The sequence below is a fragment of the Streptomyces sp. NPDC058671 genome, assembly GCF_042716475.1.
In the GTDB taxonomy this organism is placed as follows: domain Bacteria; phylum Actinomycetota; class Actinomycetes; order Streptomycetales; family Streptomycetaceae; genus Streptomyces.
The window spans coordinates 395,062-417,857 of sequence record NZ_JBHXSA010000003.1; the positions used below are offsets into that span (position 1 = coordinate 395,062).

Below are 22,796 nucleotides of genomic sequence, written 5' to 3' on the forward strand. Positions count from 1 at the left end.
CCGGCGAAGGGACGTCGTGCGACGCTGAGGCCATGACGGGACAGCAGAACGAAGCCGAGCGCATCCTCATCGTCGACGACGAGCCCGCCGTGCGGGAGGCCCTGCGCCGCAGCCTCGCCTTCGAGGGGTACGGCACGCAGGACGCCGTCGACGGCCTCGACGCGCTCGCCCGGATGGAGGCGTACGCCCCCGATCTCGTCGTCCTCGACGTCCAGATGCCCCGCATGGACGGGCTGACGGCGGCCCGCCGGATCAGGGCATCCGGCTCGACCGTCCCCATCCTGATGCTGACCGCCCGCGACACGGTCGGCGACCGGGTCACCGGACTCGACGCGGGCGCGGACGACTACCTGGTGAAGCCCTTCGAGCTGGACGAGCTGTTCGCCCGGATCAGGGCGCTGCTCCGGCGCAGCTCGTACGCCTCGGCGACGGCCGCCTCCGCCACCGACACCGACGTGCTGGCCTTCGAGGACCTGCGGATGGACCTGGCCACGCGCGAGGTGACCCGGGGCGGGCGGACGGTCGAGCTGACGCGGACCGAGTTCACGCTGCTCGAGATGTTCCTGGCGCACCCACGGCAGGTGCTGACCCGGGAGCAGATCCTGAAGGCGGTGTGGGGCTTCGACTTCGAGCCGAGTTCGAACTCGTTGGACGTGTACGTGATGTATCTGCGGCGCAAGACGGAGGCGGGCGGCGAGCCGCGTCTCGTGCACACGGTGCGGGGCGTGGGGTACGCGCTGCGCGGAGGAGGCGGGGAGTGAGCGGTTCCGGGGCAGGGCAGGGCGTGCGGTCGGAGAAGCGGCCGGTGAGGGGTCCCCTGCCCTGGTTCCGTTCGCGTCCGCTGCGTTCCCGGCTCGCGCTGCTCACGGCGGTCGCGGTGGCGCTCGCTGTGGCGGCCGTGTCGCTGGCCTGCTGGTTCGTGACGCGGGAGCAGCTGGAGACCGAGATGGACTCCTCGCTGCGCAGCACCCGGCTCGACCCGTCCGGGGTGCAGAGCCTGCTGTCCCTCTGCCGCCAGGGCGGTACGCCGCCGCCGGTGGCGGGCTCGTACACGGTCCAGGTGATCCTCGCCGACGGCGGGGTGTGCACCTCGGGGAAGTCCGCGATCCCGGCCGGGGAGGGTGATCTCGCGGTGGCGCGGGGGCGGTTGGAGTACGTCCTGCACACGGTGAAGGACGACAGCGGGCGGGAGATGCGGGTCTACACCTACCCGCAGGAGGGTCCGATCGGGCTCGCCGTCTCGGTGGCCCGGCCGCTCGCCGAGATCGACAACTCGATGTCGACCCTGCGCTGGGTGCTGCTGCTCGTCTCCGGGATCGGGGTCGTCGGCGCGGGCGCGGCCGGTCTGTGGGTGGCCAGGACCGGGCTCGAACCGGTGAACCGGCTGACCGGCGCGGTCGAGCACGTGGCCGCGACCGAGGACCTGACCGTGCGCATCCCGGTGGACGGCGAGGACGAGATCGCCCGGCTGTCCCGCTCGTTCAACGCGATGACGGCGGCGCTCGCGACCTCGCGGGACCGGCAGGCGCAGTTGATCGCGGACGCGGGCCACGAACTGCGCACCCCGCTGACCTCGCTGCGTACGAACGTCGAGCTGCTCGCGCGCAGCGAGGAGACGGGCCGGGCGATCCCGCCCGAGGACCGGCGGGCGCTGATGGCCTCGGTGAAGGCGCAGATGACGGAGCTGGCCTCGCTGATCGGCGACCTCCAGGAGCTGGCCCGTCCGGACGCGGCGCAGCAGGGGCGTCTGGAGGTGGTTCCGCTGCACACGATCCTGCGGGCGGCGCTGGACCGGGCACGGCTGCGCGGTCCAGCGCTGACCTTCGTCACGGATCTGGCGCCCTGGTACGTACGGGCGGAGCCGGCCGCCCTGGAGCGGGCGCTGATGAACGTCCTGGACAACGCGGTGAAGTTCTCGCCGCAGCGCGGGACGGTCGGGGTGACCCTGATGCGGGGCGAGCTGACCGTCCGCGACCAGGGCCCCGGCATCGCGCCGGACGAGCTGCCGCACGTGTTCGACCGCTTCTGGCGCTCCCCTTCGGCCCGCAGCCTGCCGGGCTCGGGCCTGGGCCTGTCGATCGTGGCGCGTACGGTCCACCAGGCGGGCGGCACGGTCACGCTGACCCCGGCAAAGAGCGGCGGCACGGTGGCGACGGTGCGGCTGCCGGGGGCGCCGACACCGCCGCCGGAGGGGTCAGTTGTGCCGGAGCAGGGCGTCGACCAGGCCTGACCGGGTGTTGGGGTAGTCCAGGGGGACGATCCCGAGACCGGTCTTCCCGGCCGCCCAGGTCCCGTCGAGGAAGCCGTGGACGCGGGGGTTCAGCCGGTCGGAGTTCCAGCGGGGCGGCAGGTAGGCGGAGGTGCTGACGAAGTTCACGTACAGCTTGCCGGGCTGTTCGTGGGCCGCGCGGAAGTGGCTTTCGATCTTCGGGTACTTGGCGTCGGGCAGGGCGTTCCAGTCGTCCTGGATCGCGAAGACGGATCCGTCGCCCCATCGCAGGCCCGGCAGGCCGCCGTTGTCGGCGAGCAGGACGACCTTGCCGCGGGCCTCGCCGAGGAGGGGCAGCCGGTCCCCGACGCGGAAGAGGGGGCGCCAGCCGCGTGCGTCGAGGTAGTCGTCGAAGACCGCGCGGAAGGTGGCGTCGGACTCCCCGGAGTGTTCCTGCTTGACCCGCATGAGGACGGTCTCGGTGGGGTGGGCGGTGAGGAAGTCCCGGCAGGCGACGAGGACGTCGCCGAACATCATGTTCTGGTAGGAGGCGCCGTGGTGGATGGCGAACGACCCACCGGTCACCCGGCACCGGATGTCCAGGAACCGGATCCCGCTGTCCAACTGCTGCCGGACGGTGGTGTTCTGGCACTCGGACCAGGGTCCGCCGAACCGGGCTCCGGAGTCGTGCGTGCCGGGGATGGTGAGCCGCGTGAGCGCGGTCCCGTCGCCGTGCGCGCCCATCCACGCGCGTACGTCCACGGCCGCGGCGGCGGGCGCCCCGAGCATGACCCCGGCCCCGGCCGCGAGGGCTCCCACGAGAAAGCGTCGTCGCTCCATGGCTCGGATAATGACAGGGCCACGACAATCACACCAGAGGCCGTCACGTACGTACGCGAAAGGGGGCGGCGGCCCGTCGAAACGGTCCGCCGCCCCCTCGCCCAGGGGCCCGGAAGGGCTACTTGACGACCGTGATGCGGTCCGTCGCCGGCGGGGCCAGCGGCGCGGCGGCCGAGGAGTGGGCCGCCAGGTAGGCGGTGAACAGGTCCAGGTCGGACGCGCCGACCAGCTTGTTCCTGTGCTCCTTCAGGACCGCGAAGCCGTCACCGCCGCCGGACAGGAACTCGTTCATCGCGACCCGGTAGGTCTTCGCCGGGTCGATCGCCTCACCGTTCAGCCGCACCGAACCGACCACGATCCGGTCGGCGCCGGTCTTCGTCATGTCCAGCGTGTACGTGAAGCCCTTCGACACCTGGAGGATCTTCGGGGACGCCAGGTTGGCGCCGCTGACCTGCTGCTGGAGCGTGGTGATCAGCTGGGCGCCGGTCAGGTCGACCGCCGTCATCATGTTGGTGAACGGCTGGACGGTGTACGCCTCGCCGTAGGTCACGACCCCGTCGCCCTCGGTGCCGGACGCCTTGTGGACCAGGGGCGCGCGCACACCGCCCGGGTTCATCAGGGCCAGCTGGGCGCCGCCCTTGTCGGCCGGGGCCATGCCCTCCAGCTGCGCGTCCGCGATCAGGTTGCCCAGCGGCTTCTCGTACACCCCCGCGTCGAGGGGGTTGTCGATGTCGGCGGCGATGTGGCCGACGGGACGGCCGGCGATCGGCGCGGCCAGGTCCTTCCAGCGCTTGATCAGCCTGCTCATGTCGTCGGCCGCGGCCACGTCACGGGTGACGACGTGGTTCGCGGACGCGACGGCGGTGCGGACGATGTCCTTCGTGCGACGGTCGTAGGTGAGCGTCGTGTCGGTGTAGAGCCGGCCGAAGGAGGCCGCCGAGGTGACCGTGCGCGGCTTGCCCGCCGGGTCCGCGACGGTGCACGCGTACGCCTGGTGGGTGTGGCCGGTGACCAGCGCGTCGACCTGCGGGCTGACGTTCTTGGCGATGTCGACGATCGGGCCGGAGATGCCGTCGCCGGGACCCGGGCTGTCGCAGTCGTAGTTGTACGCGCCCGAGGCCGGCGCGCCGCCCTCGTGGAGCAGGGCGACGATCGACTTGACGCCCTTGCGCTCGAGGATCTTGGCGTACTTGTTGATCGTCTCGACCTCGTCGCCGAACTTCAGGCCCTTGATGCCCTCGGCGGACACGATGTTCGCCGTGCCTTCGAGGGTGACGCCGATGAAGCCGATCCTGACGCCGTTGCGCTCCCAGACGAAGTACGGGTCGAGCAGCGGCCTGCCGCTCTTCTCGTCCGTCACGTTGGCCGCGAGGTAAGGGAAGTTCGCGCCCTTGAAGGTCCTGCCCTTCTCGAAGCAGCCCTCCGTCGGGTGGCAGCCGCCGTTCTGCATGCGGGCCAGCTCGCGCGCGCCCTCGTCGAACTCGTGGTTGCCGACCGAGCTCACGTCGAGCTCCAGCCGGTTCAGCGCCTCGATGGTCGGCTCGTCGTGGAACAGCCCGGAGACCAGCGGCGAGGCGCCGATCATGTCGCCCGCGGCGGCGGTGACGGAGTACGGGTTGCCCTGCCGGGCCTGCCGCAGGTGCGTGGCGAGGTACTCGACGCCGCCGACGCCCTCGATGGTCCGGGTCGTACCGTCCTCGTCGCGGTGCGTGACCCGGCCCGACGATCCGGTCGGCGGTTCCAGGTTGCCGTGGAGGTCGTTGAAGGACAGCAGCTGGACGTCGACCATCCGGCCCCAGCCCTTGCCGTTCCCGTACCCCGCGTCGAACCGGTCCCCGGCGGCACCGGCCGACGAAGGTATCGCCGCGACGAGAGCCCCGACGGTCGCGAGCCCCGCCCCGACGGCCAGAACGCGCCGCCCCGTCTTGTTCTTCCTCGGTGTCGCTGCCATCTCTCCCACTCGTCCCCTTGCCCCGTTTCGCGGCCTTGATCTACTCCGTGTTGCGCGTGCAGCCTAGAGTCAACGCGCGTAGCGCAACAGGGGTCGGCCGGTTACAAGACAGTTGCCTCTGGCTGACGAAGTGTCGCCGTAGGCTCGTGCCCATGACTTCCGACGCGGCACCGGCCCTCGAACCCGGACGGCAGATCCACACGTATGACGAGCTCACGCCCGAGCAGATCCAGGACGTACTGGACCTGCTCGAGGCCGCCGACGACGCCGACGGCCTGCACGCCGTGTCCGAACAGGGGCGGCTCTACCTGCGGAACGGCAGGCGCGAGGGCGTGCGGCACTTCCTGCTCACCGTCGGCCCGCGCCTCTACGGCTACGCCCAGCTGGAGGAGACCGACCCCATCGAGGCCCCGGCGGCCGAACTGGTCGTCCACCCCTCGCACCGCGGCCGCGGCCACGGCCGGGCCCTCGGCACCGCCCTGCTCACCGCCTCCGGCAAGCGGCTGCGCGTGTGGGCGCACGGCGGCAAGTCCGCCGCCCGGCACCTCGCCCAGGTCCTCGGCCTGACGCTCTTCCGCGAACTGCGCCAGCTGCGCCGCTCGCTGGTCCCGCTCGACATCCCGGAACCGGTGCTGCCGACGGGCGTCACCGTCCGGACCTTCGCCCCCGGCCAGGACGACGCGGCCTGGCTTGCCGCCAACGCCGCCGCCTTCGCCCACCACCCGGAACAGGGCTCGCTCACCCAGCGGGACCTGGACGACCGGACGGCCGAGCCGTGGTTCGACCCGAAGGGATTCTTCCTCGCGGAGAAGGACGGCCGGCTGATCGGCTACCACTGGACGAAGACCCACGCCGAGGAGCAGCTCGGCGAGGTGTACGTCGTCGGCATCCTGCCCGACGCCCAGGGCGGCGGCCTCGGCAAGGCGCTCACGGCGATCGGCCTGCGGCACCTGGCGGCGCAGGGGCTGCCGACGGCGATGCTGTACGTGGACGCGGACAACACCGCGGCGGTGCGGGTGTACGAGGGGCTTGGCTTCACCACGCACGAGGTGGACCTGATGTACCGCACGGAGTCCTGAACGAGCGCATGGCAGAGGGCGGTTGACACCGCCCGCGTGACAGGGGGCGGTTGACACCGCCCCCTTCCTTGCACCACCCTTTCACTACTTGACTAGTGAAAGGGTGGTGAAAGGGATCGTGGTCGAGTACCGCATCGACCGGCGCAGTGGCGTCGCCACCTACCTCCAGATCGTCCAGCAGACGAAACAGGCCCTCCGCATGGGCCTCCTGGAACCCGGCGACCGACTGCCCACCGCACGCGAGGTCGTCGAAGCGACGGCCATCAACCCCAACACGGTCCTCAAGGCCTACCGCGAGCTCGAACGCGAAGGCCTCGTCGAGGCCCGCCGCGGCCTCGGCACCTTCGTCCGCGCCACCCTCGGCACCGGCCCCGCCGACTCGCCCCTGCGCGGCGAACTCGCCGACTGGGCCCGCCGGGCCCGCGCGTCGGGCCTGGACCGCGAGGACGTGGCCGCGCTCTTCACATCCGTACTGAAGGAACACTTCGAGGGGGACGACGCATGACCAAGGACGGCATCGCGCTGGAGGCCGACCTGCTCGGCAAACGGTACGGAGGACGAAAAGGCCGCGGCTGGGCCCTCCGGGAGTGCGACTTCACCCTCCCCGCCGGCCGGATCTGCGCCCTCGTCGGACCCAACGGCGCGGGCAAGTCCACCCTCCTCGCCCTCGCCGCCGGACTCCTCCGCCCCACCGAGGGCACCCTCACGGCCCCGGGGCGCGAACACCTGGCGTACGTCGCCCAGGACAAGCCGCTGCACCCCCGGCTCAGCGTCGCCGACACCCTGCGCATGGGCCGCGAACTCAACCCGGGCCGGTGGGACCCCGCCCTCGCCGAGCGGATCGTCGACGGCGGCGGCCTCTCCTCGGACACCCTCGTACGCGACCTCTCCGGCGGCCAGCGCACCCGCGTCACCCTCGCGCTCGCCCTCGGCAAGCGGCCCGGACTGCTGCTCCTCGACGAGCCGATGGCGGACCTCGACCCGCTCGCCCGGCACCAGCTGATGGGCCTGCTCATGGCCGACGCCGCCGAACACGGCACCACCGTCGTCATGTCCTCGCACATCCTCACCGAGCTGGAGGGCGCCTGCGACCACCTCCTCCTGCTCCACGGCGGCCGGGTCCGCCTCGACGGACCCGTCGACGAACTCCTCGCCGCCCACACCCTGCTCACCGGCCCGATCGCGGACCTCGCCCCGCACACGGTCGTCGAGTCCCGCACGGCCGGCCGGCAACTCACCGCGCTCGTACGCCACGAAGGCCCGGTCGACGGCCCCTGGCGAACCCGGGAGCCCTCCCTGGAGGACCTCCTCCTCGCCCACCTCCGCACCACCGAAGGAGCCCCGGCATGAGCGCGCTCACCCTGAAGGGTCCCTACTGGGTGACGGTCCGCCAGTACCGCAGGACGCTCTGGCTGGCGGGCGCGCTGGTGGCCTCGGCCCTGGCGGCGATCGGGGGGCTGCGCGTCTGGGACGCGCGGACCCCGGACGTGTACGTGCAGGACGGGTACCGGGACGTGGCGCCCGACAACGACGGCTACGCCATGCTCCGCTGGGCCATGGAGTACCTCTCCCTCGGCATGATCCTGCTCCCCCTGCTGGTCGGCGCGTTCGTCGCGGGCCCCCTGATCGCCCGCGAAGTGGAGTCGGGCACGTACAAGCTGTCGCTCACCCAGTCGGTGAGCCCTGTCCGCTGGCTCGGCTCGAAGCTGCTCACGGCCGTGGCCGTGGCACTCGCGACCGTCGGGCTGCTCACGGCGGTCTACTGGATCGGCTGGGTACGCGTCGGCGGCAGCAGCCAGTTGCACTGGGCGGACCGCGGCGCGTACGAGATCACCGGGACCGTCCTCACCGCCTACACCCTGCTCGCCGTGGCCGTCGGCGCCCTCGTCGGCCTGCTCGTCCGGCGCACCCTCGTGGCCATGACCGTGACCGGAGGGATCGTCGGCCTGCTCCTGCTGGTCCTCGGCGCCTACCGCTGGGACTTCCTCCCGGTGCGGACGATCACCGGCCCGGCCGTACCGAACGCCTCCACCCTGCACATGCCCGACAACGGCCTGATCACGGGGCAGGGGCTGCTCTCCGACACGGGGCAGCGCATGTCCGGCTGGTTCTGCCCGCCGGACGCGCCCCCGTCCGGCTGCCGCACCGACGTGAAGGCCGCCGCCGAGTACCTCGACTACCACCCCCCGTCCCATTTCTGGCCCACCCAGCTCATCGAGACCGGCATCGCCCTCGCCCTCGCCGCCCTCGCGGCCTACGCCGCCTTCCGCGTGCTGCGCGCCCGTCACCCGTAGGAAGCCGGCGTCCGTCACCCGTAAGGGGGAATCGGGGGCGGGATCCTGACCAAGGGCCCCGCCCCCGATTCCCGTACGACACGTCCCCGTTACCGGCCATTCAGACGCGCTTGCGACGCTCACGCAATGAAGCGCTCCGTGTCCGGTCTCCCCAAGGGGAGACTTCCCTCCCCCGCGGTCCGTTCCGACGCGCCTGAGCAGCCCCTCGCGCGGAAGAATGGGGTCATGAGCAAGCAGCCCGCCGAGGTCCCGGTCCAGTCCTCCGCCACGCAGTCCGCCCCGTCCGACGGCCCGTCGTCCGCCCAGCCGTCCGTCGGTTCCATAGCCGCCCACCGCGCGCAGGTGGTCAACGGCACCGTCGTGACCGATCTCGACCCCGACCTGGACGCCGATCCCGACACGTACGAGGACGACGGCGCACTCGGCGACGAGCTGCCCCAGGGGCGTTTCCTCGACCGGGAGCGCAGCTGGCTCGCGTTCAACGAGCGCGTCCTCGAACTCGCCGAGGACCCGACGACCCCCCTCCTCGAACGAGCGAACTTCCTCGCGATCTTCGCCTCGAACCTGGACGAGTTCTTCATGGTCCGGGTCGCCGGCCTCAAGCGCCGTATCGCCACCGGCGTCGCCACCCGCTCCGCCTCCGGGCTGCAGCCCCGCGAGGTCCTGGACCTGATCTGGACGCGGTCGCGCGAGCTCATGGCCCGGCACGCCGCCTGCTTCCAGCAGGACGTGGCCCCGGCCCTGGCCGACGAGGGCATCCACCTGATCCGCTGGCCCGAGCTCACGGAGAAGGAGCAGGCGCGCCTGTTCACCCTGTTCCGGCAGCAGATCTTCCCGGTCCTCACCCCGCTGGCCGTGGACCCGGCCCACCCCTTCCCGTACATCTCGGGCCTGAGCCTCAACCTCGCCGTGGTCGTACGCAATCCGGTCAGCGGCCACCGCCACTTCGCGCGCGTGAAGGTGCCGCCGCTCCTGACGCGTTTCCTGGAGGCCTCCCCGCAGCGGTACGTCCCCCTGGAGGACGTGATCGCGGCGCACCTGGAGGAGCTGTTCCCCGGCATGGAGGTGCTGGCGCACCACATGTTCCGGGTGACCAGGAACGAGGACCTGGAGGTCGAGGAGGACGACACCGAGAACCTGCTCCAGGCCCTGGAGAAGGAGCTCATGCGGCGCCGCTTCGGCCCGCCGGTGCGCCTGGAGGTCGAGGAGTCCATCGACCCGTACGTCCTGGACCTGCTGGTGCGGGAGCTGAAGGTCTCCGACGCCGAGGTCTATCCGCTGCCCGGCCCGCTGGACCTGACCGGGCTGTTCGGGATCGCCGGGCAGGACCGGCTGGAGCTGAAGTACCCGAAGTTCATCGCCGGCACCCACCGGGACCTCGCCGAGGTCGAGTCGGCGTCGGCGCCGGACGTGTTCGCGGCGCTGCGCGAGCGGGACGTGCTGCTCCACCACCCGTACGACTCGTTCTCGACGTCCGTGCAGGCCTTCCTGGAGCAGGCGGCCGCCGACCCGGACGTCCTGGCGATCAAGCAGACGCTGTACCGGACGTCGGGCGACTCGCCGATAGTGGACGCCCTGATCGACGCCGCCGAGTCCGGCAAGCAGGTCCTCGTCCTCGTCGAGATCAAGGCCCGCTTCGACGAGCAGGCCAACATCAAGTGGGCCCGGAAGCTGGAGGAGGCCGGCTGCCACGTCGTGTACGGCCTCGTCGGCCTGAAGACCCACTGCAAGCTGTCGCTCGTCGTCCGGCAGGAGGGCGAGCTGCTGCGCCGCTACTCGCACGTCGGCACCGGCAACTACCACCCGAAGACGGCCCGGCTGTACGAGGACCTCGGGCTGCTCACGGCCGATCCGCAGGTCGGCGCGGACCTCTCCGACCTGTTCAACCGGCTCTCCGGCTACTCCCGCCGCGAGACGTACCGGCGTCTGCTCACGGCCCCGAAGTCGCTGCGGGACGGTCTGGTCTCCCGGATCATGAAGGAGATCGTCCACCACCGCGCGGGCCGCCCCGCGTACGTACGGATCAAGGTCAACTCGCTGGTCGACGAGGCGATCATCGACGCCTGCTACCAGGCCTCGCGGGCCGGCGTCCGCGTCGACATCTGGGTCCGCGGGATCTGCGCCGTACGCCCCGGGGTCACCGGCCTCTCGGAGAACATCCGGGTCCGCTCGATCCTCGGCCGCTTCCTGGAGCACTCCCGGGTCTTCGCCTTCGGCAACGGCGGCGAACCCGAGGTGTGGTTCGGCAGCGCCGACATGATGCACCGCAACCTGGACCGGCGGATAGAGGCCCTCGTACGGGTCTCGGACCCGGCCCACCGGGCGGCGCTCAACCGGCTCCTGGAGACCGGGATGTCCGACACCACCTCCTCCTGGCACCTCGGCCCCGACGGGAACTGGACGCGGCACGCGACCGACGCCGAGGGGCGGCCACTGCGGCACGTCCAGGAGATGCTCATCGACGCGCGGAGGCGCCGGCGTGCACAACCCTGACCACGCGCAGGACCTGACGGCGGGCGAGGTGCTGGCCCCCTACCTGCACGCCCGTGCCGCGGACTTCCTCCGCGGCCTCCGGCTCCACGCCGAGAGCGGCTCGGACACCGCAGGGGCGGAGGAGGCGGCCCGTACGCTGCGGGGCGCCGCCCGCCGGATCAGCGGCACGCTCCACACGTTCCGGCCGCTGCTCGACCAGGCCTGGGCGGACCAGCTGCGCACCGAGCTCGCCTGGCTCTCGGGCACCCTGGCCCTTGAGCACGCCTGCACGTCCCGGCTCGTCCGCTTGGTGGACGCCCTGTCCCGCCTGTCGAGCGGATCGATCGGTACGAACGGCGGCGGCGGGCCCGTGCCCGCCGCCCGGGGCGGGGACGCGGCCGGTCTCAGCGTGGGAGCCGCCCGGGCCGGCGCCCTCCTCGAACGCCAGCTGACCCTGGCCCGTACGCGCGCCCACTCGGCGTCCCTCCAGGCCCTCGGCTCGGCCCGCTTCCACGCCGTCGCCGACGCCGTCGCCCTCCTGGCGTCCGAGGTCCCGCTCGGCCCCGTCGGCACCGCCCCCGCCGTCGAGGTCCTGGACGGGCCCGCCGAGGTCGCCGAGCGGCGCCTCCTGGACGCGGTGGCCGCCCTGCCCCTGACGCGGGCGGCCCACCCGTACAACGCGGACGCCCTCGGGCTCGCCGCCGGGGAGGGCCAGGACCTGCCCTGGCACCAGACCCGGCTCCTGCTGCGCCTGCACCGGTACGCCACGGAGGCTCTGCACACCGGCGGTGAACCGGACCCCGTCCTGTACGAGGCGGCCCGCGCCCTGGACCGGCACCGCGACGCCGCCGAGGCCGCGACGGCCGCCGCCACCGCCGCCCGCACCCCGCGCATCGCCCCGGCCACCGCGTACGCCCTGGGTGTCCTGCACGCCGACCAGCGCCACGAGGTCGAGGCGGCCCGCTTCGCGTTCCAGCGCGCCTGGCGGAGAACGACGGCGCCGGTCCCATGAGCACCCGGGCTCCGGTCCTCGCCGCCGGCTGCGTGCTCTGGCGCCCGGCGGTTTCCGGCCACGGCATCGAGGTCGCGCTCGTCCACCGGCCGAAGTACGACGACTGGTCGCATCCGAAGGGCAAGCGGAAGCGCGGCGAGACGGCGGAGGCGTGCGCGCTGCGGGAGGTCCGGGAGGAGACGGGGCAGCGCTGCGAGCTCGGCGCCCGTCTGCCGACGGTCCACTACACGGTGGACGGGCGTCCCAAGGAGGTCGCCTACTGGGCGGCCCGCGCCCTGGGCGGCACCTTCGCCCCGTCGAAGGAGGTCGACGCCCTGCTCTGGCTGCCTCCCGCCGCCGCCGGGGCCCGCCTCACGATGCCCCGGGACCGGGAGCTCCTGGGCCTGGCCGTGGCGATTTCCCGCCACTGACGCACGGCCTCGGGGGCTCCTCGGCGACGCCCGCCCAGGGACCCCGCACCCGGGCTTACGGCACGGTTCACTTCCCGTTCACCCTGTTCGGCCGACGGCTTCACCTGTTCTGCCTAATTTCGGACGTACACGGTGCTCGGAGCACAGCGACGCACCGCCAACCGACACACGCCGCCGTAGAACGTTCAGGACACTCGGTCCGCGACAAGGCGGCTTCTGGAAGGAACACCCGAAAGTGAAGCTTTCGCGCAAGAACGGGCTTCGCGCCTCCGCGATCGGTGCCCTCGTCGTCTCCGGTGCGCTCGTCCTCTCGGCGTGTGGCTCGGACAACAACGCGCAGACCCCGGCCAAGCAGGACGGCACCACGTCCTCCGCCGCCGCGTCGAGCATCGCGTGCGAGGGCGCCAAGGGCCAGCTCCTCGCCGCCGGATCCAGCGCGCAGAAGAACGCGATGGACCTGTGGGTCAAGAACTTCCAGGCCGCCTGTGAGGGCGTCGAGATCAACTACCAGGGCATCGGCTCCGGTGGCGGCATCACCAAGTTCAACCAGGGCCAGGTCGCCTTCGCGGGCTCCGACTCCGCCCTGAAGGACGAAGAGGTCGCCGAGTCGCAGAAGATCTGCAAGGGCGGCAAGGGTGTCAACCTCCCGATGGTCGGCGGCCCCATCGCCATCGGCTACAAGCTGGAGGGCGTGGACAACCTCGTCCTGGACGCCTCCACCATCGCCAAGATCTTCGACAACAAGATCACCAAGTGGAACGACCCGGCGATCGCCAAGCTGAACCCGGGCGCCAAGCTTCCCGACAGCAACATCCAGGCCTTCCACCGCTCGGACGAGTCGGGCACCACCCAGAACCTCGGCAAGTACCTCTCGACCGCCGCCGCGGCAGACTGGAAGCACGACCCGAAGGCCAAGTCGTGGCCCGCCCAGGGCGGCCAGGCCGCCAACGGCTCCTCCGGCGTCGCCACCGCCGTCAAGGACGCCGAGGGCTCCATCGGCTACTTCGAGCTCTCGTACGCCACCGCGAACAAGATCTCCACCGTCAGCATCAACACCGGCGCGGCCGCCCCGGTCGCCGCCACCTCGGAGAACGCCTCCAAGGCCATCGCCGCCGCCAAGGTCAAGGGCACCGGCAACGACGTCGCCCTCTCCCTGGACTACGCGACGAAGGCCGAGGGTGCCTACCCGATCGTCCTCGTCACCTACGAGATCGCCTGCGACAAGGGCAACAAGGCGGAGACCCTGCCGACCCTGAAGGCGTTCCTCAACTACACCGTGAGCGAGGAGGGCCAGAAGGTCCTCACCGACGCCGGCTACGCCCCGCTCCCGGCCGAGATCGCCGCGAAGGTCCGCGCGATCGTCCCCACCCTGTCCTGACCCCCGGCCGGGCCCGGCCCCTCTTCTGGGGGGCCGGCCCGGCATCCGGTGCACCGCCGCCAGGAGCCCCGCACCCGTAGGGGCACCGCAGACCGGAGAAGCAGATGGCTACCACCACACCAGACATACAGAGGAGCCGGCGCGCCAAGGGCGCGTCCCGGCCCGGGGACCGCATCTTCAGCGGCCTGTCCCGAGGCTCCGGCATCACCCTCCTCGTCATCATGGCCGCGATCGCCGGCTTCCTCACCTACCGCGCCGTCCTCGCCATCTCCAAGGACAGCACCAACTTCTTCACCACCTTCGAGTGGAACCCCGCGGGCAGCCCGCCGGTCTTCGGCATCGCCGTCCTGGCCTTCGGCACCGTCGTCTCGTCGATCATCGCGATGCTCATCGCCGTGCCCGTCGCGATCGGGATCGCCCTCTTCATCTCGCACTACGCGCCGCGCAGGCTGGCCAAGCCGCTCGCGTACGTCGTCGACCTGCTCGCCGCCGTGCCCAGCATCATCTACGGCCTCTGGGGCGCGATCTTCCTCGTCCCGTACCTGGACGGCCTGAACCAGTGGCTCGACCAGTACCTCGGCTGGACGTACATCTTCGACAAGTCCAGCGACGGCGTCGCCCGCAACCTCTTCACCGTGGGCATCCTGCTGGCGATCATGATCCTGCCGATCATCACCAACGTCACCCGTGAGGTCTTCCTCCAGTCCCCGAAGATGCACGAGGAAGCCGCCCTCGCCCTCGGCGCCACGCGCTGGGAGGTCATCCGCATCTCGGTGCTGCCCTTCGGCCGCTCCGGCATCATCTCCGCCTCCATGCTGGGCCTCGGCCGCGCGCTCGGCGAGACCATGGCCGTCGCCGTGGTCCTCTCCCCCAGCTTCCTCATCTCGGGACACCTGCTCGACCCGGGCGGCGGCACCTTCGCGCAGAACATCGCCGCCAAGTTCAACGAGGCCAACGAGTTCGGGCGGGACGCGCTGATCGCCTCCGGTCTCGTCCTCTTCGCCATCACCCTGCTGGTCAACGGCGCCGCCCGCTGGATCATCGGCCGCCGCAAGGAGTACTCGGGGGCAGCGGCATGAGCCACACCGTTCAGGATCGTCCGGTCGCCGTGGCCTCCCGCCCCGGGTCCCTCTCGCACGCCCGGCTCCCCCGCTGGACGCCGGCCGCCGTCGCCGCGGGTTCGATCGCCGGAGGAATCGGCATCGGGCTCGGCGCCGGCTGGCACAGCAAGGTCCAGTGGGGCATGATCGCCGCGCTGCTCTTCGTCGTCGTCACCTACGCCCTGACCACCAAGGTCGAGGGCAGCCGCCAGGCCAAGGACCGCGTCGCCACCAGCATCGTCTGGGTCTGCTTCGTCCTCGCCGTCGTCCCCCTGCTCTCCCTCGCCTGGGTCACGATCAGCAAGGGAATGGACGTCCTCGACGGCTACTTCCTGAGCCACTCGATGAACGGCGTCCTCGACGCCGAGGCCGGCGGCGGCGTCTACCACGCGCTGCTCGGCACCATCGAGCAGGTCGGCATCGCGACCGTGATCGCCGCGCCCATCGGTCTGCTCACCGCCGTCTACCTCGTCGAGTACGGCGGCGGGAAGCTCGCCCAGGCCGTCACCTTCTTCGTCGACGTCATGACGGGCATCCCGTCGATCGTCGCCGGCCTCTTCATCCTCGCCACCTGGAACCTGATGCTGGGCTTCGGCCCCTCCGGTTTCGCCGGCGCGATGGCCCTGTCCATCCTGATGATGCCGGTCGTGGTCCGCTCCACCGAGGAGATGCTCAAGCTCGTCCCGAACGAGCTCCGCGAGGCCTCCCTCGCCCTCGGCATCCCGAAGTGGCGCACCATCCTGAAGGTGGTCCTGCCCACCGCGATCGGCGGCATCACCACGGGCGTCATGCTCGCGGTCGCCCGCATCACCGGTGAGACGGCCCCGGTCCTGCTCCTCGTGTTCGGTACGAAGCTCATCAACCCGAACCCCTTCGAAGGCGCGCAGTCCTCCCTGCCGCTCTACGTGTACGAGCAGTTCGCCGTCGGCACCGACGCCGCGATGGCCCGTGCCTGGGGCGCCGCGCTCGTCCTGATCGCCTTCGTCATGATCCTCAACCTGGTGGCCCGCGGCATCGCCCGCTGGAAGGCCCCCAAGACCGGCCGCTGACCGCGGCAATTGGAAGTGATTCACATGGCCAAGCGCATCGACGTCAGCGGCCTCTCCGCGTACTACGGCGCCCACAAGGCGATCGACGACATCTCCATGACCGTGGAGCCCCGCTCCGTGACGGCCTTCATCGGCCCCTCCGGCTGCGGCAAGTCGACCTTCCTGCGCACCCTGAACCGCATGCACGAGGTCACCCCCGGCGGCCGCGTCGAGGGCAAGGTGATGCTGGACGACGAGAACCTGTACGGCTCGCACGTCGACCCGGTCGCCGTGCGCCGCACGGTCGGCATGGTGTTCCAGCGCCCCAACCCCTTCCCCACCATGTCGATCTTCGACAACGTGGCGGCGGGCCTGCGCCTCAACGGCAGCTACAGGAAGGCCCAGCTCAACGAGATCGTCGAGAAGTCCCTCAAGGGCGCCAACCTGTGGAACGAGGTCAAGGACCGCCTCAACAAGCCGGGCTCCGGCCTCTCCGGCGGTCAGCAGCAGCGCCTGTGCATCGCCCGCGCCATCGCGGTCGAGCCCGACGTCCTGCTGATGGACGAGCCCTGCTCGGCACTCGACCCGATCTCGACGCTGGCGATCGAGGACCTCATCGGCGAGCTGAAGGAACGCTTCACGATCGTCATCGTGACGCACAACATGCAGCAGGCCGCCCGCGTCTCGGACCGTACGGCCTTCTTCAACCTGGCCGCCGTCGGCCAGCCCGGCAAGCTGATCGAGCTGGACGACACCGAGCGCATCTTCTCCAACCCGAGCGTCCAGGCGACCGAGGACTACATCTCGGGCCGGTTCGGATAGGACGTCCAGCCCGTGTGAACCCACCACCGGGGGCAGCGAATCGCCCCCGGCCCAGGGTCACCACGTGCGGGGCAAGAGCGTCTACGGTGCTGCATGGCGGTGCCACCGTACGACGAAGGGCCCGGCTCCCCCCAGGGAGCCGGGCCCGTTTCCGTACTCGGCCGACGCCGTCAGCCGAAGAACAACTGCACCACGTAGAAGCTCGTCGCCGCGACCAGCGCCGCCGCCGGCATGGTGATACCGCATCCCCCGGGAGATAACCCCCGGACCCCCAGCATCACCGAGCGGCGTCACCCGTCAGCCGAAGAACAACTGCACCACGTAGAAGCTCGTCGCCGCGACCAGCGCCGCCGCCGGCATGGTGATGAACCAGCCGAGGATGATGTTCTTGGCGACACCCCACCGCACCGCGTTGACGCGCTTGGTCGCGCCCACGCCCATGATCGCGGAGGTGATGACATGGGTCGTCGAGATCGGCGCGTGGAACAGGAACGCGGAGCCGAACATGATCGACGCCCCCGTCGTCTCCGCCGCGAAACCCTGCGGCGGGTCCAGCTCGATGATCTTCCGGCCGAGCGTCCGCATGATCCGCCAGCCACCCGCGTACGTACCGAGCGACAGCATCACGGCGCACGCGACCTTCACCCACACCGGGATGTCGTCGCCGGCCTGCTGGACATCGGCGATGACCAGGGCCATCACCACGATGCCCATCGTCTTCTGGGCGTCCTGCAGACCGTGACCGAGCGCCATGCCGGCCGCCGACACCGTCTGCGCGATCCGGAAGCCGCGCTTGGCCTTGTGCGGGTTGGCCTTGCGGAACATCCACATGATCGCGCACATCACCAGGTAACCGGCCACGAGACCGACGACCGGCGAGATGAACATCGGGATGATGACCTTGTCGAGGACTCCGCCCCAGATGACCTCCGTACCACCGGCGAGCGCCGCGCCCACCATGCCGCCGAACAGCGCGTGGGAGGAGGAGGACGGCAGACCGAAGTACCAGGTGACCAGGTTCCAGATGATCGCGCCGACCAGCGCGGCGAAGAGGATGCCCATCCCCTTGTCGCCGTGCGGCGTCTCGATCAGACCCTCACTGACCGTCTTGGCGACCCCGCTGCCCATGAAGGCGCCGGCGAGGTTCATGACCGCGGCCATCGCCAGCGCGGCGCGGGGGGTCAGCGCCCGCGTCGACACCGAGGTGGCGATGGCGTTGGCGGAGTCGTGGAAGCCGTTCGTATACGTGAAGCCGAGCGCGACACCGATGGTCACGATCAGAGCGAAGGTGTCCACGAAGTTCAGGACTCCTTGACCGCGATGGTCTCCACCGTGTTGGCCACGTGCTCGAACGCGTCGGCCGCCTCTTCCAGCACGTCGACGATCTGCTTGAGCTTGAGCACCTCCATGGCGTCGTACTTGCCGTTGAAGAGCTGGGCGAGCAGCTTCCGGTGGATCTGGTCCGCCTGGTTCTCCAGCCGGTTGACCTCGATCCAGTACTCGGTGAGGTTGGCCATCGTCCGCAGGTTCGGCATCGCCTCGGCGGTCAGCTCCGCCGCCCTCGCCAGCACCTCGATCTGCTGCTCGACACCCTTGGGGAGCTCCTCGACGTTGTAGAGGACGACCAGGTCGACGGCCTCCTCCATGAAGTCCATGATGTCGTCGAGGGACGACGCGAGGTTGTAGATGTCCTCGCGGTCGAAGGGTGTGATGAAGGAGGAGTTCAGCTGGTGGAAGATCGCGTGGGTCGCGTCGTCGCCGGCGTGCTCCGCTGCCCGCATCCGCTCCGCGATCTCGGCCCGGGCGGAAGGCTCCGCTCCGAGCAGTTCCATCAGGAGCTTGGAGCCCGTGACGATGTTGTCCGCGGAGGCGGCGAACATGTCGTAGAAGCTCGTCTCCCTGGGGGTCAGACGAAATCGCACGTGAGGTCCTCGGGGTGCTGGGTTTCGGTCAGGCTGATGCTAGGCGCATCATCCGGCCACGGCTAACCGGCGTCCTCTCAGTGTCGCCCATCAGGCACAGTGAACTGCACGGACCCCCGCCCGGACCGGCGGGGATCGGTACCATATACCCACGAGGGGTATATACCCCCTTAATGGACAACGGGAGGACGCGATGACGACCACCGAGACGGACCAGGTCACCCCCGAGGCCGTCGGGGCCGTCGGGCCGGCCGACCACGAGCGCGGCGTGCACGGCTACCACAAGCAGAAGGACGAGCACCTCAAGCGGCTCCGCCGGATCGAGGGCCAGATCCGCGGCCTCCAGCGGATGGTCGACGAGGACGTCTACTGCATCGACATACTCACGCAGGTCTCCGCCTCCACGAAGGCGCTCCAGTCCTTCGCGCTCCAGCTCCTGGAGGAGCACCTGCGGCACTGCGTCGCCGACGCGGCGGCGACCGGCGAGGGCATCGACGCCAAGGTCGAGGAGGCCACGAAGGCCATCGCCCGCATGCTCCGCACCTGACGCCACGCCCGCCGTACGGAGGGGGGGAGCCGGGCCGTCCCGTCAGTGGGCCTCCACGGCCCGCTCCGCCGCCACCCGCAGCACCTCGTCGATCCGGTCGGCGCTGAGCCGCTCCCCGTCGGCGGTCGAGGCGGCGATGATCAGTTCGCCGCAGAGTTCGATCTCGGCGAGGGCGACGCAGTCCGGGTCTGCGGGCACGGTTGCTGTACCGGGCGGGGCCACACGCATCCACCTCTTCCTGCCGGCGACGGTCTCCCAGCGGTCTCCCAGAGTAGGGACGGCACGACGGACCGCGCATGACACGTCCGGACCATTTGCCGATGGTCCGCCCGGCACCGGGCCCGGTCAGGCCTTGATCTTCCCGGCGTAGATGTCCCGCCGGTCCGGCAGCTTCACCTCCACGCGGACACCGAAGCCGTACAGCAGGGTCGTCGACGCGACCGCGACCGTCCGCCCCTGGTTGCTGAAGCCGAACTGGTGGCGGACCTTCCGCAACCGCCCCTCCCCGTCGAGGTACGCGTCGAAGGGCACCGCGTCCGTGACGAACCCCTTCGCCGCCGCGCCGAGCGCCCCGCGCAGCTGCGGCGAGGCGGCCCGGGCGGCCCGCGCCAGGTCGGCGACGCCCCGGTAGTGGCTGACTTTCACCCCTGCAAGCTCGATCTCGCCGAGGTACGTGACCTTCAGGGCGCCCCGGAGCAGCTCCGCCGCGGCACCGGGGTCGGTGGCCCCGCCCGTGACGAGGTTGCCGTCGTCGAGGGTGGTGGTGTCGACCCGGACCCACTTGTCGGCGGGCACCCCGGCGCCCCTGTTCTTCATGTGGAGGGTGCCGGGGGTGAGGAGTTCGGTGATCGGCTGGTGCCCGCCCCTTCCCGCCGGGTCCTTCGGCAGCACCACCTGGAGCCGACCGGTGCGGCGCCGGAAGTCGTATCCGCCCTCGCCCCTGATGGTGACCCGGGTCCCGCCCGTGGCCATCTCCAGGGAGGTGCTCGCCTTCGCGGTGCCGGCCTTCGTCAGCACGTCGGCGGCGCTCCGTACGGCGAGCGCCGGATCGACCCCGGGCTTCGGGTCCCCTGAGGCCGCGCATCCCGTGGCCCCCGCGGTCGTGAGAAGGGAGCCGACCAGGACGGCGGTGACGGCGAGCGCCCCGCTCGCGCGACCGTCGGGACGTCCGTACCGCTGCGCCACCATCGCCTGCCAACCCCCAACGCCTCACCGCTGTCCGCCCGGGTCCCGCCCTTCCCCGGCACCTGCGGGCCCGGGGCACCCGATCCGCATAACGACGGTCGGCGCGTGCCGTCACGCGCAGTACCGTGGTGGTGTGCACGCGCAGGCCACTCCCCACACCGCCACGACGACGGAGCGCGGCTCGTTCGCGCTGGCACGGTGCAGCTGCGGCTGGACGGGCCCGGCTCGCCGGTCCCGGGACCGCGCCCGTACGGACGCGGCGGACCACGTCCGTACGACAGCCGCCACCGAGGCGTAGGGACGGTCGGGGAAGCAGCACCGTCCGCCCGCGAGCCATGCGGATCCTTTCGGACAGGCCCAGGGACGGTCCGGGGGCTTGCGCCCGGTTTCAGGCCGCGAGGTCGTTCCGGCCGGATTCGGTGGCCGGGCCGTCGACCCGGGACTCGGGGACGCCGACCGCCTCGGGGCGCCGCGGCCCCTCGGCCCGGCGGGAGCGGACGAGCCGGGCGCCGACGCCCGAGCGGGCGACCGCGGAGACCACCGGGGTGAGCAGGGCCAGGGCGAGCGGGGCGAGGAGCAGCGCCGCCGCCGTACCGAGGGCGAAGCCGCCGATGACGTCGGTCGGGTAGTGGACGCCCATGTAGACCCGTGCGAAGCCCTCGGCGAGCGCGAGGCCGAGCGCGGCGAACCCGAACCTGCGGTGGGCGACGAAGACCCCGACGGCGAGGGCCATTGCCAGCGTCGCGTGGTCGCTGACGAAGGAGAAGTCGGTCTTCCCCTGGACGAGGACGTCGAGCCCCTGGTGGTCCTTGAACGGGCGGGGGCGCTCGACGAAGCCCCGGATGGGGATGTTCACCAGGAGGGCGACGCCGGCGGCCAGCGGGGCCCAGACGAGCCCGGCGAGGGCCGAGACGGAGTCGGCGAGGGTGCCGCGGCGGCGGACGCTCCACCAGCACCACAGGCAGACGAGGGCCATCGCGAGCATGATCCCGTACTCGCCGACGAACTCCATGACGCGGTCGAACCACGGCGGGGCGGCCTTGGCCAGCCCGTTGATGTCGTAGAGCAGGCTGACATCGGGGTTCGAACCGTCCGATGCGCGTACAGCCATCTGCTGCGGCCCCTTGCTCTCGTGTCTGGTGTTTCCAACCCCCGTGGTCATGAGCGGTCGGATCGGGGAACGAACCGCCTGAGGCGCACGTTCCGCTCTCTCCGGTGGATCATGATGACGTTATCGAAGAGTGACGACGCACCGCAGCTCAGGGCCCGCGCATGACGGAGAGTTCCAGCCATGTCCGGTACGACCCGACGGTCCGTCTGGTCCGGTCAGACCCCCGGGAGATGGGTGGGCAGCGCCGCCGCGCCCTCCGCGGTGACCCGGGTCGCGCCGAAGTAGTCCGGGGTGTCGATCCGGTCGAAGCGGATCACCGCCCCGGTGCGCGGCGCGTCGATCATGTACCCCCCGCCGACGTAGATGCCGACGTGCCGGATGGCCCGGGAGTTGGTCAGGTCGTCGGAGAAGAAGACGAGGTCGCCCGGGAGCAGCTCGTCCCTGCTCGGATGCGGCCCCGCGTTGTACTGGTCGTTGGCCACGCGCGGCAGGTCGATGCCGACGCTCTCGTACGCGGCCTGCGTCAGCCCGGAGCAGTCGAACCGGCCATTCTGCGCCGCCGTGCCCGTACCGCCCCAGAGATACGGGGTGCCGAGCTTCTGCTGCGCGTAGTGGATCGCGCCCGCCGCCTGCCGGGACGGCTCGACGCGGCCCTGCGGCCGGGCGAAGCTCTTCTCCAGGGACCGGATGATGCGCACATAGTTCCGCGTCTCGGTGAACGGCGGGATGCCGCTGTGCTTGATCACCCGGTACGCGCCCGCGTTGTACGCGGCCAGCATGTTGTTCGTCGGGTCGCCGGGCACGTTCCTCACGTAGCCGGCGAGTTCGCAGTCGTACGAGGCGGCCGAGGGAATCGCGTCCGCGGGGTCCCAGATGTCCCGGTCCCCGTCCCCGTCGCCGTCGACGCCGTGACCGGCCCAGGTGCCCGGGATGAACTGGGCGATGCCCCGGGCGTCGGCCGGGGACACGGCCCGCGGGTTCCACCCGCTCTCCTGGTACAGCTGGGCGGCGAGCAGCGCCGGGTTGATCGCCGGGCAGAGGTTCCCCCACCGCTGCACAAGTCCCTGGTAGAGCGCGGGAACCGAACCCTTGGCCAAGGCCACGGTGCCGTTCTTGGAGCCCCCGGCCCCGCCGGCCAGACCGGCCGCGGCGGAGAACGTGCCGACCACGAGCAGGGCGACGAAGCCGAGGCAGACCCCGAGAGCGCCCCCGGCCACCAGCCACGCCTTGCCAGCCCTACGCACCGTCAACCACCCCTCGGCCCATGGCAGTACGTCCCCGCCGACCAGTCTAGGCGGCGGCGACCCCCGTGGGGGCGTCACCGGCTCGACGCGGCCCCAAGAGTGCAACAACGACAATCATTGCCCGGAGTCACTCTCCGTGATACACAGAGTGACCATACGCTTCTTTGCAGGGAAACCGGCCACACCACCGCA

General features: G+C 71.1%; 23 protein-coding genes. 15 read left to right on the forward strand and 8 right to left on the reverse strand.

Annotation, left to right across the window (positions count from 1 at the left end; translation table 11 throughout):
- Positions 1-32: 32 nt before the first annotated feature.
- Both ACFWV2_RS06260 and ACFWV2_RS06265 read left to right on the forward strand, forming a co-directional pair.
- On the forward strand, positions 33-761 hold the full coding sequence (locus tag ACFWV2_RS06260) for a response regulator transcription factor (RefSeq protein ID WP_360794171.1): 729 nt from the start codon (positions 33-35) through the stop codon (positions 759-761).
- Between the two features lie 44 nt (positions 762-805).
- The gene (locus tag ACFWV2_RS06265) at positions 806-2,230 is read left to right on the forward strand and encodes a sensor histidine kinase (RefSeq protein WP_384402379.1); all 1,425 of its coding nucleotides are present in this window, start codon (positions 806-808) and stop codon (positions 2,228-2,230) included.
- Here the strand turns inward: ACFWV2_RS06265 and ACFWV2_RS06270 are convergent.
- Positions 2,195-3,049, reverse strand: a complete 855-nt coding sequence (locus tag ACFWV2_RS06270; RefSeq protein WP_384402382.1) for a phosphatidylinositol-specific phospholipase C domain-containing protein — start codon at positions 3,047-3,049, stop codon at positions 2,195-2,197. The genes ACFWV2_RS06265 and ACFWV2_RS06270 overlap by 36 nt on opposite strands.
- 118 nt (positions 3,050-3,167) lie before the next feature.
- Positions 3,168-5,000: a bifunctional metallophosphatase/5'-nucleotidase gene (locus tag ACFWV2_RS06275; RefSeq protein ID WP_384402385.1), complete on the reverse strand. Its 1,833-nt coding sequence runs from the start codon at positions 4,998-5,000 to the stop codon at positions 3,168-3,170.
- A 152-nt stretch (positions 5,001-5,152) separates the two neighbouring features.
- On the opposite strand from ACFWV2_RS06275, the gene mshD reads away from it, so the two are divergent.
- The 11 genes from mshD to pstB all read left to right on the forward strand — a co-directional run bounded on the left by mshD (position 5,153) and on the right by pstB (position 16,595).
- On the forward strand, positions 5,153-6,079 hold the full coding sequence (gene mshD, locus ACFWV2_RS06280; protein ID WP_384402388.1) for a mycothiol synthase: 927 nt from the start codon (positions 5,153-5,155) through the stop codon (positions 6,077-6,079).
- A 118-nt stretch (positions 6,080-6,197) separates the two neighbouring features.
- The gene (locus tag ACFWV2_RS06285; protein WP_073820063.1) at positions 6,198-6,584 is read left to right on the forward strand and encodes a GntR family transcriptional regulator; all 387 of its coding nucleotides are present in this window, start codon (positions 6,198-6,200) and stop codon (positions 6,582-6,584) included.
- Complete coding sequence (locus ACFWV2_RS06290) at positions 6,581-7,429, forward strand: ABC transporter ATP-binding protein (protein WP_384402390.1); 849 nt, start codon at positions 6,581-6,583, stop codon at positions 7,427-7,429. Before ACFWV2_RS06285 ends, ACFWV2_RS06290 begins: the two co-directional genes overlap by 4 nt.
- A complete protein-coding gene (locus ACFWV2_RS06295; RefSeq protein ID WP_384402393.1) occupies positions 7,426-8,373 on the forward strand; it encodes an ABC transporter permease in 948 nt (315 codons plus the stop codon). Before ACFWV2_RS06290 ends, ACFWV2_RS06295 begins: the two co-directional genes overlap by 4 nt.
- A gap of 225 nt (positions 8,374-8,598) precedes the next feature.
- A complete protein-coding gene (locus ACFWV2_RS06300) occupies positions 8,599-10,866 on the forward strand; it encodes an RNA degradosome polyphosphate kinase (RefSeq protein ID WP_384402396.1) in 2,268 nt (755 codons plus the stop codon).
- Positions 10,853-11,857 (forward strand): CHAD domain-containing protein, encoded by a 1,005-nt coding sequence (locus tag ACFWV2_RS06305; protein WP_384402399.1) that lies wholly within the window; start codon positions 10,853-10,855, stop codon positions 11,855-11,857. The genes ACFWV2_RS06300 and ACFWV2_RS06305 overlap by 14 nt, the downstream gene beginning before the upstream one ends.
- On the forward strand, positions 11,854-12,267 hold the full coding sequence (locus tag ACFWV2_RS06310) for an NUDIX hydrolase (RefSeq protein WP_384402402.1): 414 nt from the start codon (positions 11,854-11,856) through the stop codon (positions 12,265-12,267). The genes ACFWV2_RS06305 and ACFWV2_RS06310 overlap by 4 nt, the downstream gene beginning before the upstream one ends.
- 235 nt (positions 12,268-12,502) lie before the next feature.
- A complete protein-coding gene (gene pstS / locus ACFWV2_RS06315; protein ID WP_384402405.1) occupies positions 12,503-13,645 on the forward strand; it encodes a phosphate ABC transporter substrate-binding protein PstS in 1,143 nt (380 codons plus the stop codon).
- Positions 13,646-13,749: 104 nt separating this feature from the next.
- Complete coding sequence (gene pstC / locus ACFWV2_RS06320) at positions 13,750-14,724, forward strand: phosphate ABC transporter permease subunit PstC (protein WP_360794149.1); 975 nt, start codon at positions 13,750-13,752, stop codon at positions 14,722-14,724.
- Positions 14,721-15,794, forward strand: a complete 1,074-nt coding sequence (pstA, locus tag ACFWV2_RS06325) for a phosphate ABC transporter permease PstA (protein WP_384402408.1) — start codon at positions 14,721-14,723, stop codon at positions 15,792-15,794. The genes pstC and pstA overlap by 4 nt, the downstream gene beginning before the upstream one ends.
- Positions 15,795-15,818: 24 nt before the next feature.
- The gene (gene pstB, locus ACFWV2_RS06330; protein WP_360794145.1) at positions 15,819-16,595 is read left to right on the forward strand and encodes a phosphate ABC transporter ATP-binding protein PstB; all 777 of its coding nucleotides are present in this window, start codon (positions 15,819-15,821) and stop codon (positions 16,593-16,595) included.
- Positions 16,596-16,892: 297 nt separating this feature from the next.
- On the opposite strand, the gene ACFWV2_RS06335 is transcribed toward pstB, so the two are convergent.
- Together ACFWV2_RS06335 and ACFWV2_RS06340 are read right to left on the reverse strand one after the other, a co-directional pair.
- The gene (locus ACFWV2_RS06335) at positions 16,893-17,891 is read right to left on the reverse strand and encodes an inorganic phosphate transporter (RefSeq protein WP_360794143.1); all 999 of its coding nucleotides are present in this window, start codon (positions 17,889-17,891) and stop codon (positions 16,893-16,895) included.
- A gap of 5 nt (positions 17,892-17,896) precedes the next feature.
- The gene (locus ACFWV2_RS06340) at positions 17,897-18,517 is read right to left on the reverse strand and encodes a DUF47 domain-containing protein (protein ID WP_384402413.1); all 621 of its coding nucleotides are present in this window, start codon (positions 18,515-18,517) and stop codon (positions 17,897-17,899) included.
- Between the two features lie 193 nt (positions 18,518-18,710).
- Between ACFWV2_RS06340 and ACFWV2_RS06345 the strand changes: the two genes are divergently transcribed.
- Positions 18,711-19,064: a metal-sensitive transcriptional regulator gene (locus tag ACFWV2_RS06345; RefSeq protein ID WP_384402416.1), complete on the forward strand. Its 354-nt coding sequence runs from the start codon at positions 18,711-18,713 to the stop codon at positions 19,062-19,064.
- Between the two features lie 42 nt (positions 19,065-19,106).
- Here the strand turns inward: ACFWV2_RS06345 and ACFWV2_RS06350 are convergent, their stop codons facing one another.
- Entirely contained in the window at positions 19,107-19,292 is a 186-nt protein-coding gene (locus tag ACFWV2_RS06350; protein WP_384402419.1) for a hypothetical protein, read from the reverse strand.
- Positions 19,293-19,409: 117 nt separating this feature from the next.
- Positions 19,410-20,252 (reverse strand): hypothetical protein, encoded by an 843-nt coding sequence (locus tag ACFWV2_RS06355; RefSeq protein ID WP_384402422.1) that lies wholly within the window; start codon positions 20,250-20,252, stop codon positions 19,410-19,412.
- Between the two features lie 130 nt (positions 20,253-20,382).
- Here ACFWV2_RS06355 and ACFWV2_RS06360 point away from each other — a divergent pair, with 130 nt between their 5' ends.
- On the forward strand, positions 20,383-20,547 hold the full coding sequence (locus ACFWV2_RS06360) for a hypothetical protein (RefSeq protein ID WP_360794133.1): 165 nt from the start codon (positions 20,383-20,385) through the stop codon (positions 20,545-20,547).
- A gap of 90 nt (positions 20,548-20,637) precedes the next feature.
- On the opposite strand, the gene ACFWV2_RS06365 is transcribed toward ACFWV2_RS06360, so the two are convergent.
- Both ACFWV2_RS06365 and ACFWV2_RS06370 read right to left on the reverse strand, forming a co-directional pair.
- Positions 20,638-21,360, reverse strand: a complete 723-nt coding sequence (locus tag ACFWV2_RS06365; protein WP_384402425.1) for a phosphatase PAP2 family protein — start codon at positions 21,358-21,360, stop codon at positions 20,638-20,640.
- A gap of 215 nt (positions 21,361-21,575) precedes the next feature.
- Positions 21,576-22,604, reverse strand: a complete 1,029-nt coding sequence (locus tag ACFWV2_RS06370) for an NlpC/P60 family protein (protein ID WP_384402428.1) — start codon at positions 22,602-22,604, stop codon at positions 21,576-21,578.
- Positions 22,605-22,796 lie beyond the last annotated feature (192 nt).

Bases quoted from the DNA above. Each gene is read 5' to 3' on its own strand.
- ACFWV2_RS06310 (WP_384402402.1), top strand. From the start codon at position 11,854: ATGAGCACCCGGGCTCCGGTCCTCGCCGCCGGCTGCGTGCTCTGGCGC.
- ACFWV2_RS06275 (WP_384402385.1), bottom strand. From the start codon at position 5,000: ATGGCAGCGACACCGAGGAAGAACAAGACGGGGCGGCGCGTTCTGGCC.
- ACFWV2_RS06290 (WP_384402390.1), top strand. From the start codon at position 6,581: ATGACCAAGGACGGCATCGCGCTGGAGGCCGACCTGCTCGGCAAACGG.
- ACFWV2_RS06295 (WP_384402393.1), top strand. From the start codon at position 7,426: ATGAGCGCGCTCACCCTGAAGGGTCCCTACTGGGTGACGGTCCGCCAG.
- ACFWV2_RS06270 (WP_384402382.1), bottom strand. From the start codon at position 3,049: ATGGAGCGACGACGCTTTCTCGTGGGAGCCCTCGCGGCCGGGGCCGGG.
- pstB (WP_360794145.1), top strand. From the start codon at position 15,819: ATGGCCAAGCGCATCGACGTCAGCGGCCTCTCCGCGTACTACGGCGCC.
- ACFWV2_RS06365 (WP_384402425.1), bottom strand. From the start codon at position 21,360: ATGGCTGTACGCGCATCGGACGGTTCGAACCCCGATGTCAGCCTGCTC.
- ACFWV2_RS06350 (WP_384402419.1), bottom strand. From the start codon at position 19,292: ATGCGTGTGGCCCCGCCCGGTACAGCAACCGTGCCCGCAGACCCGGAC.
- mshD (WP_384402388.1), top strand. From the start codon at position 5,153: ATGACTTCCGACGCGGCACCGGCCCTCGAACCCGGACGGCAGATCCAC.
- pstC (WP_360794149.1), top strand. From the start codon at position 13,750: ATGGCTACCACCACACCAGACATACAGAGGAGCCGGCGCGCCAAGGGC.
- pstA (WP_384402408.1), top strand. From the start codon at position 14,721: ATGAGCCACACCGTTCAGGATCGTCCGGTCGCCGTGGCCTCCCGCCCC.
- ACFWV2_RS06355 (WP_384402422.1), bottom strand. From the start codon at position 20,252: ATGGTGGCGCAGCGGTACGGACGTCCCGACGGTCGCGCGAGCGGGGCG.
- ACFWV2_RS06300 (WP_384402396.1), top strand. From the start codon at position 8,599: ATGAGCAAGCAGCCCGCCGAGGTCCCGGTCCAGTCCTCCGCCACGCAG.
- ACFWV2_RS06345 (WP_384402416.1), top strand. From the start codon at position 18,711: ATGACGACCACCGAGACGGACCAGGTCACCCCCGAGGCCGTCGGGGCC.
- ACFWV2_RS06260 (WP_360794171.1), top strand. From the start codon at position 33: ATGACGGGACAGCAGAACGAAGCCGAGCGCATCCTCATCGTCGACGAC.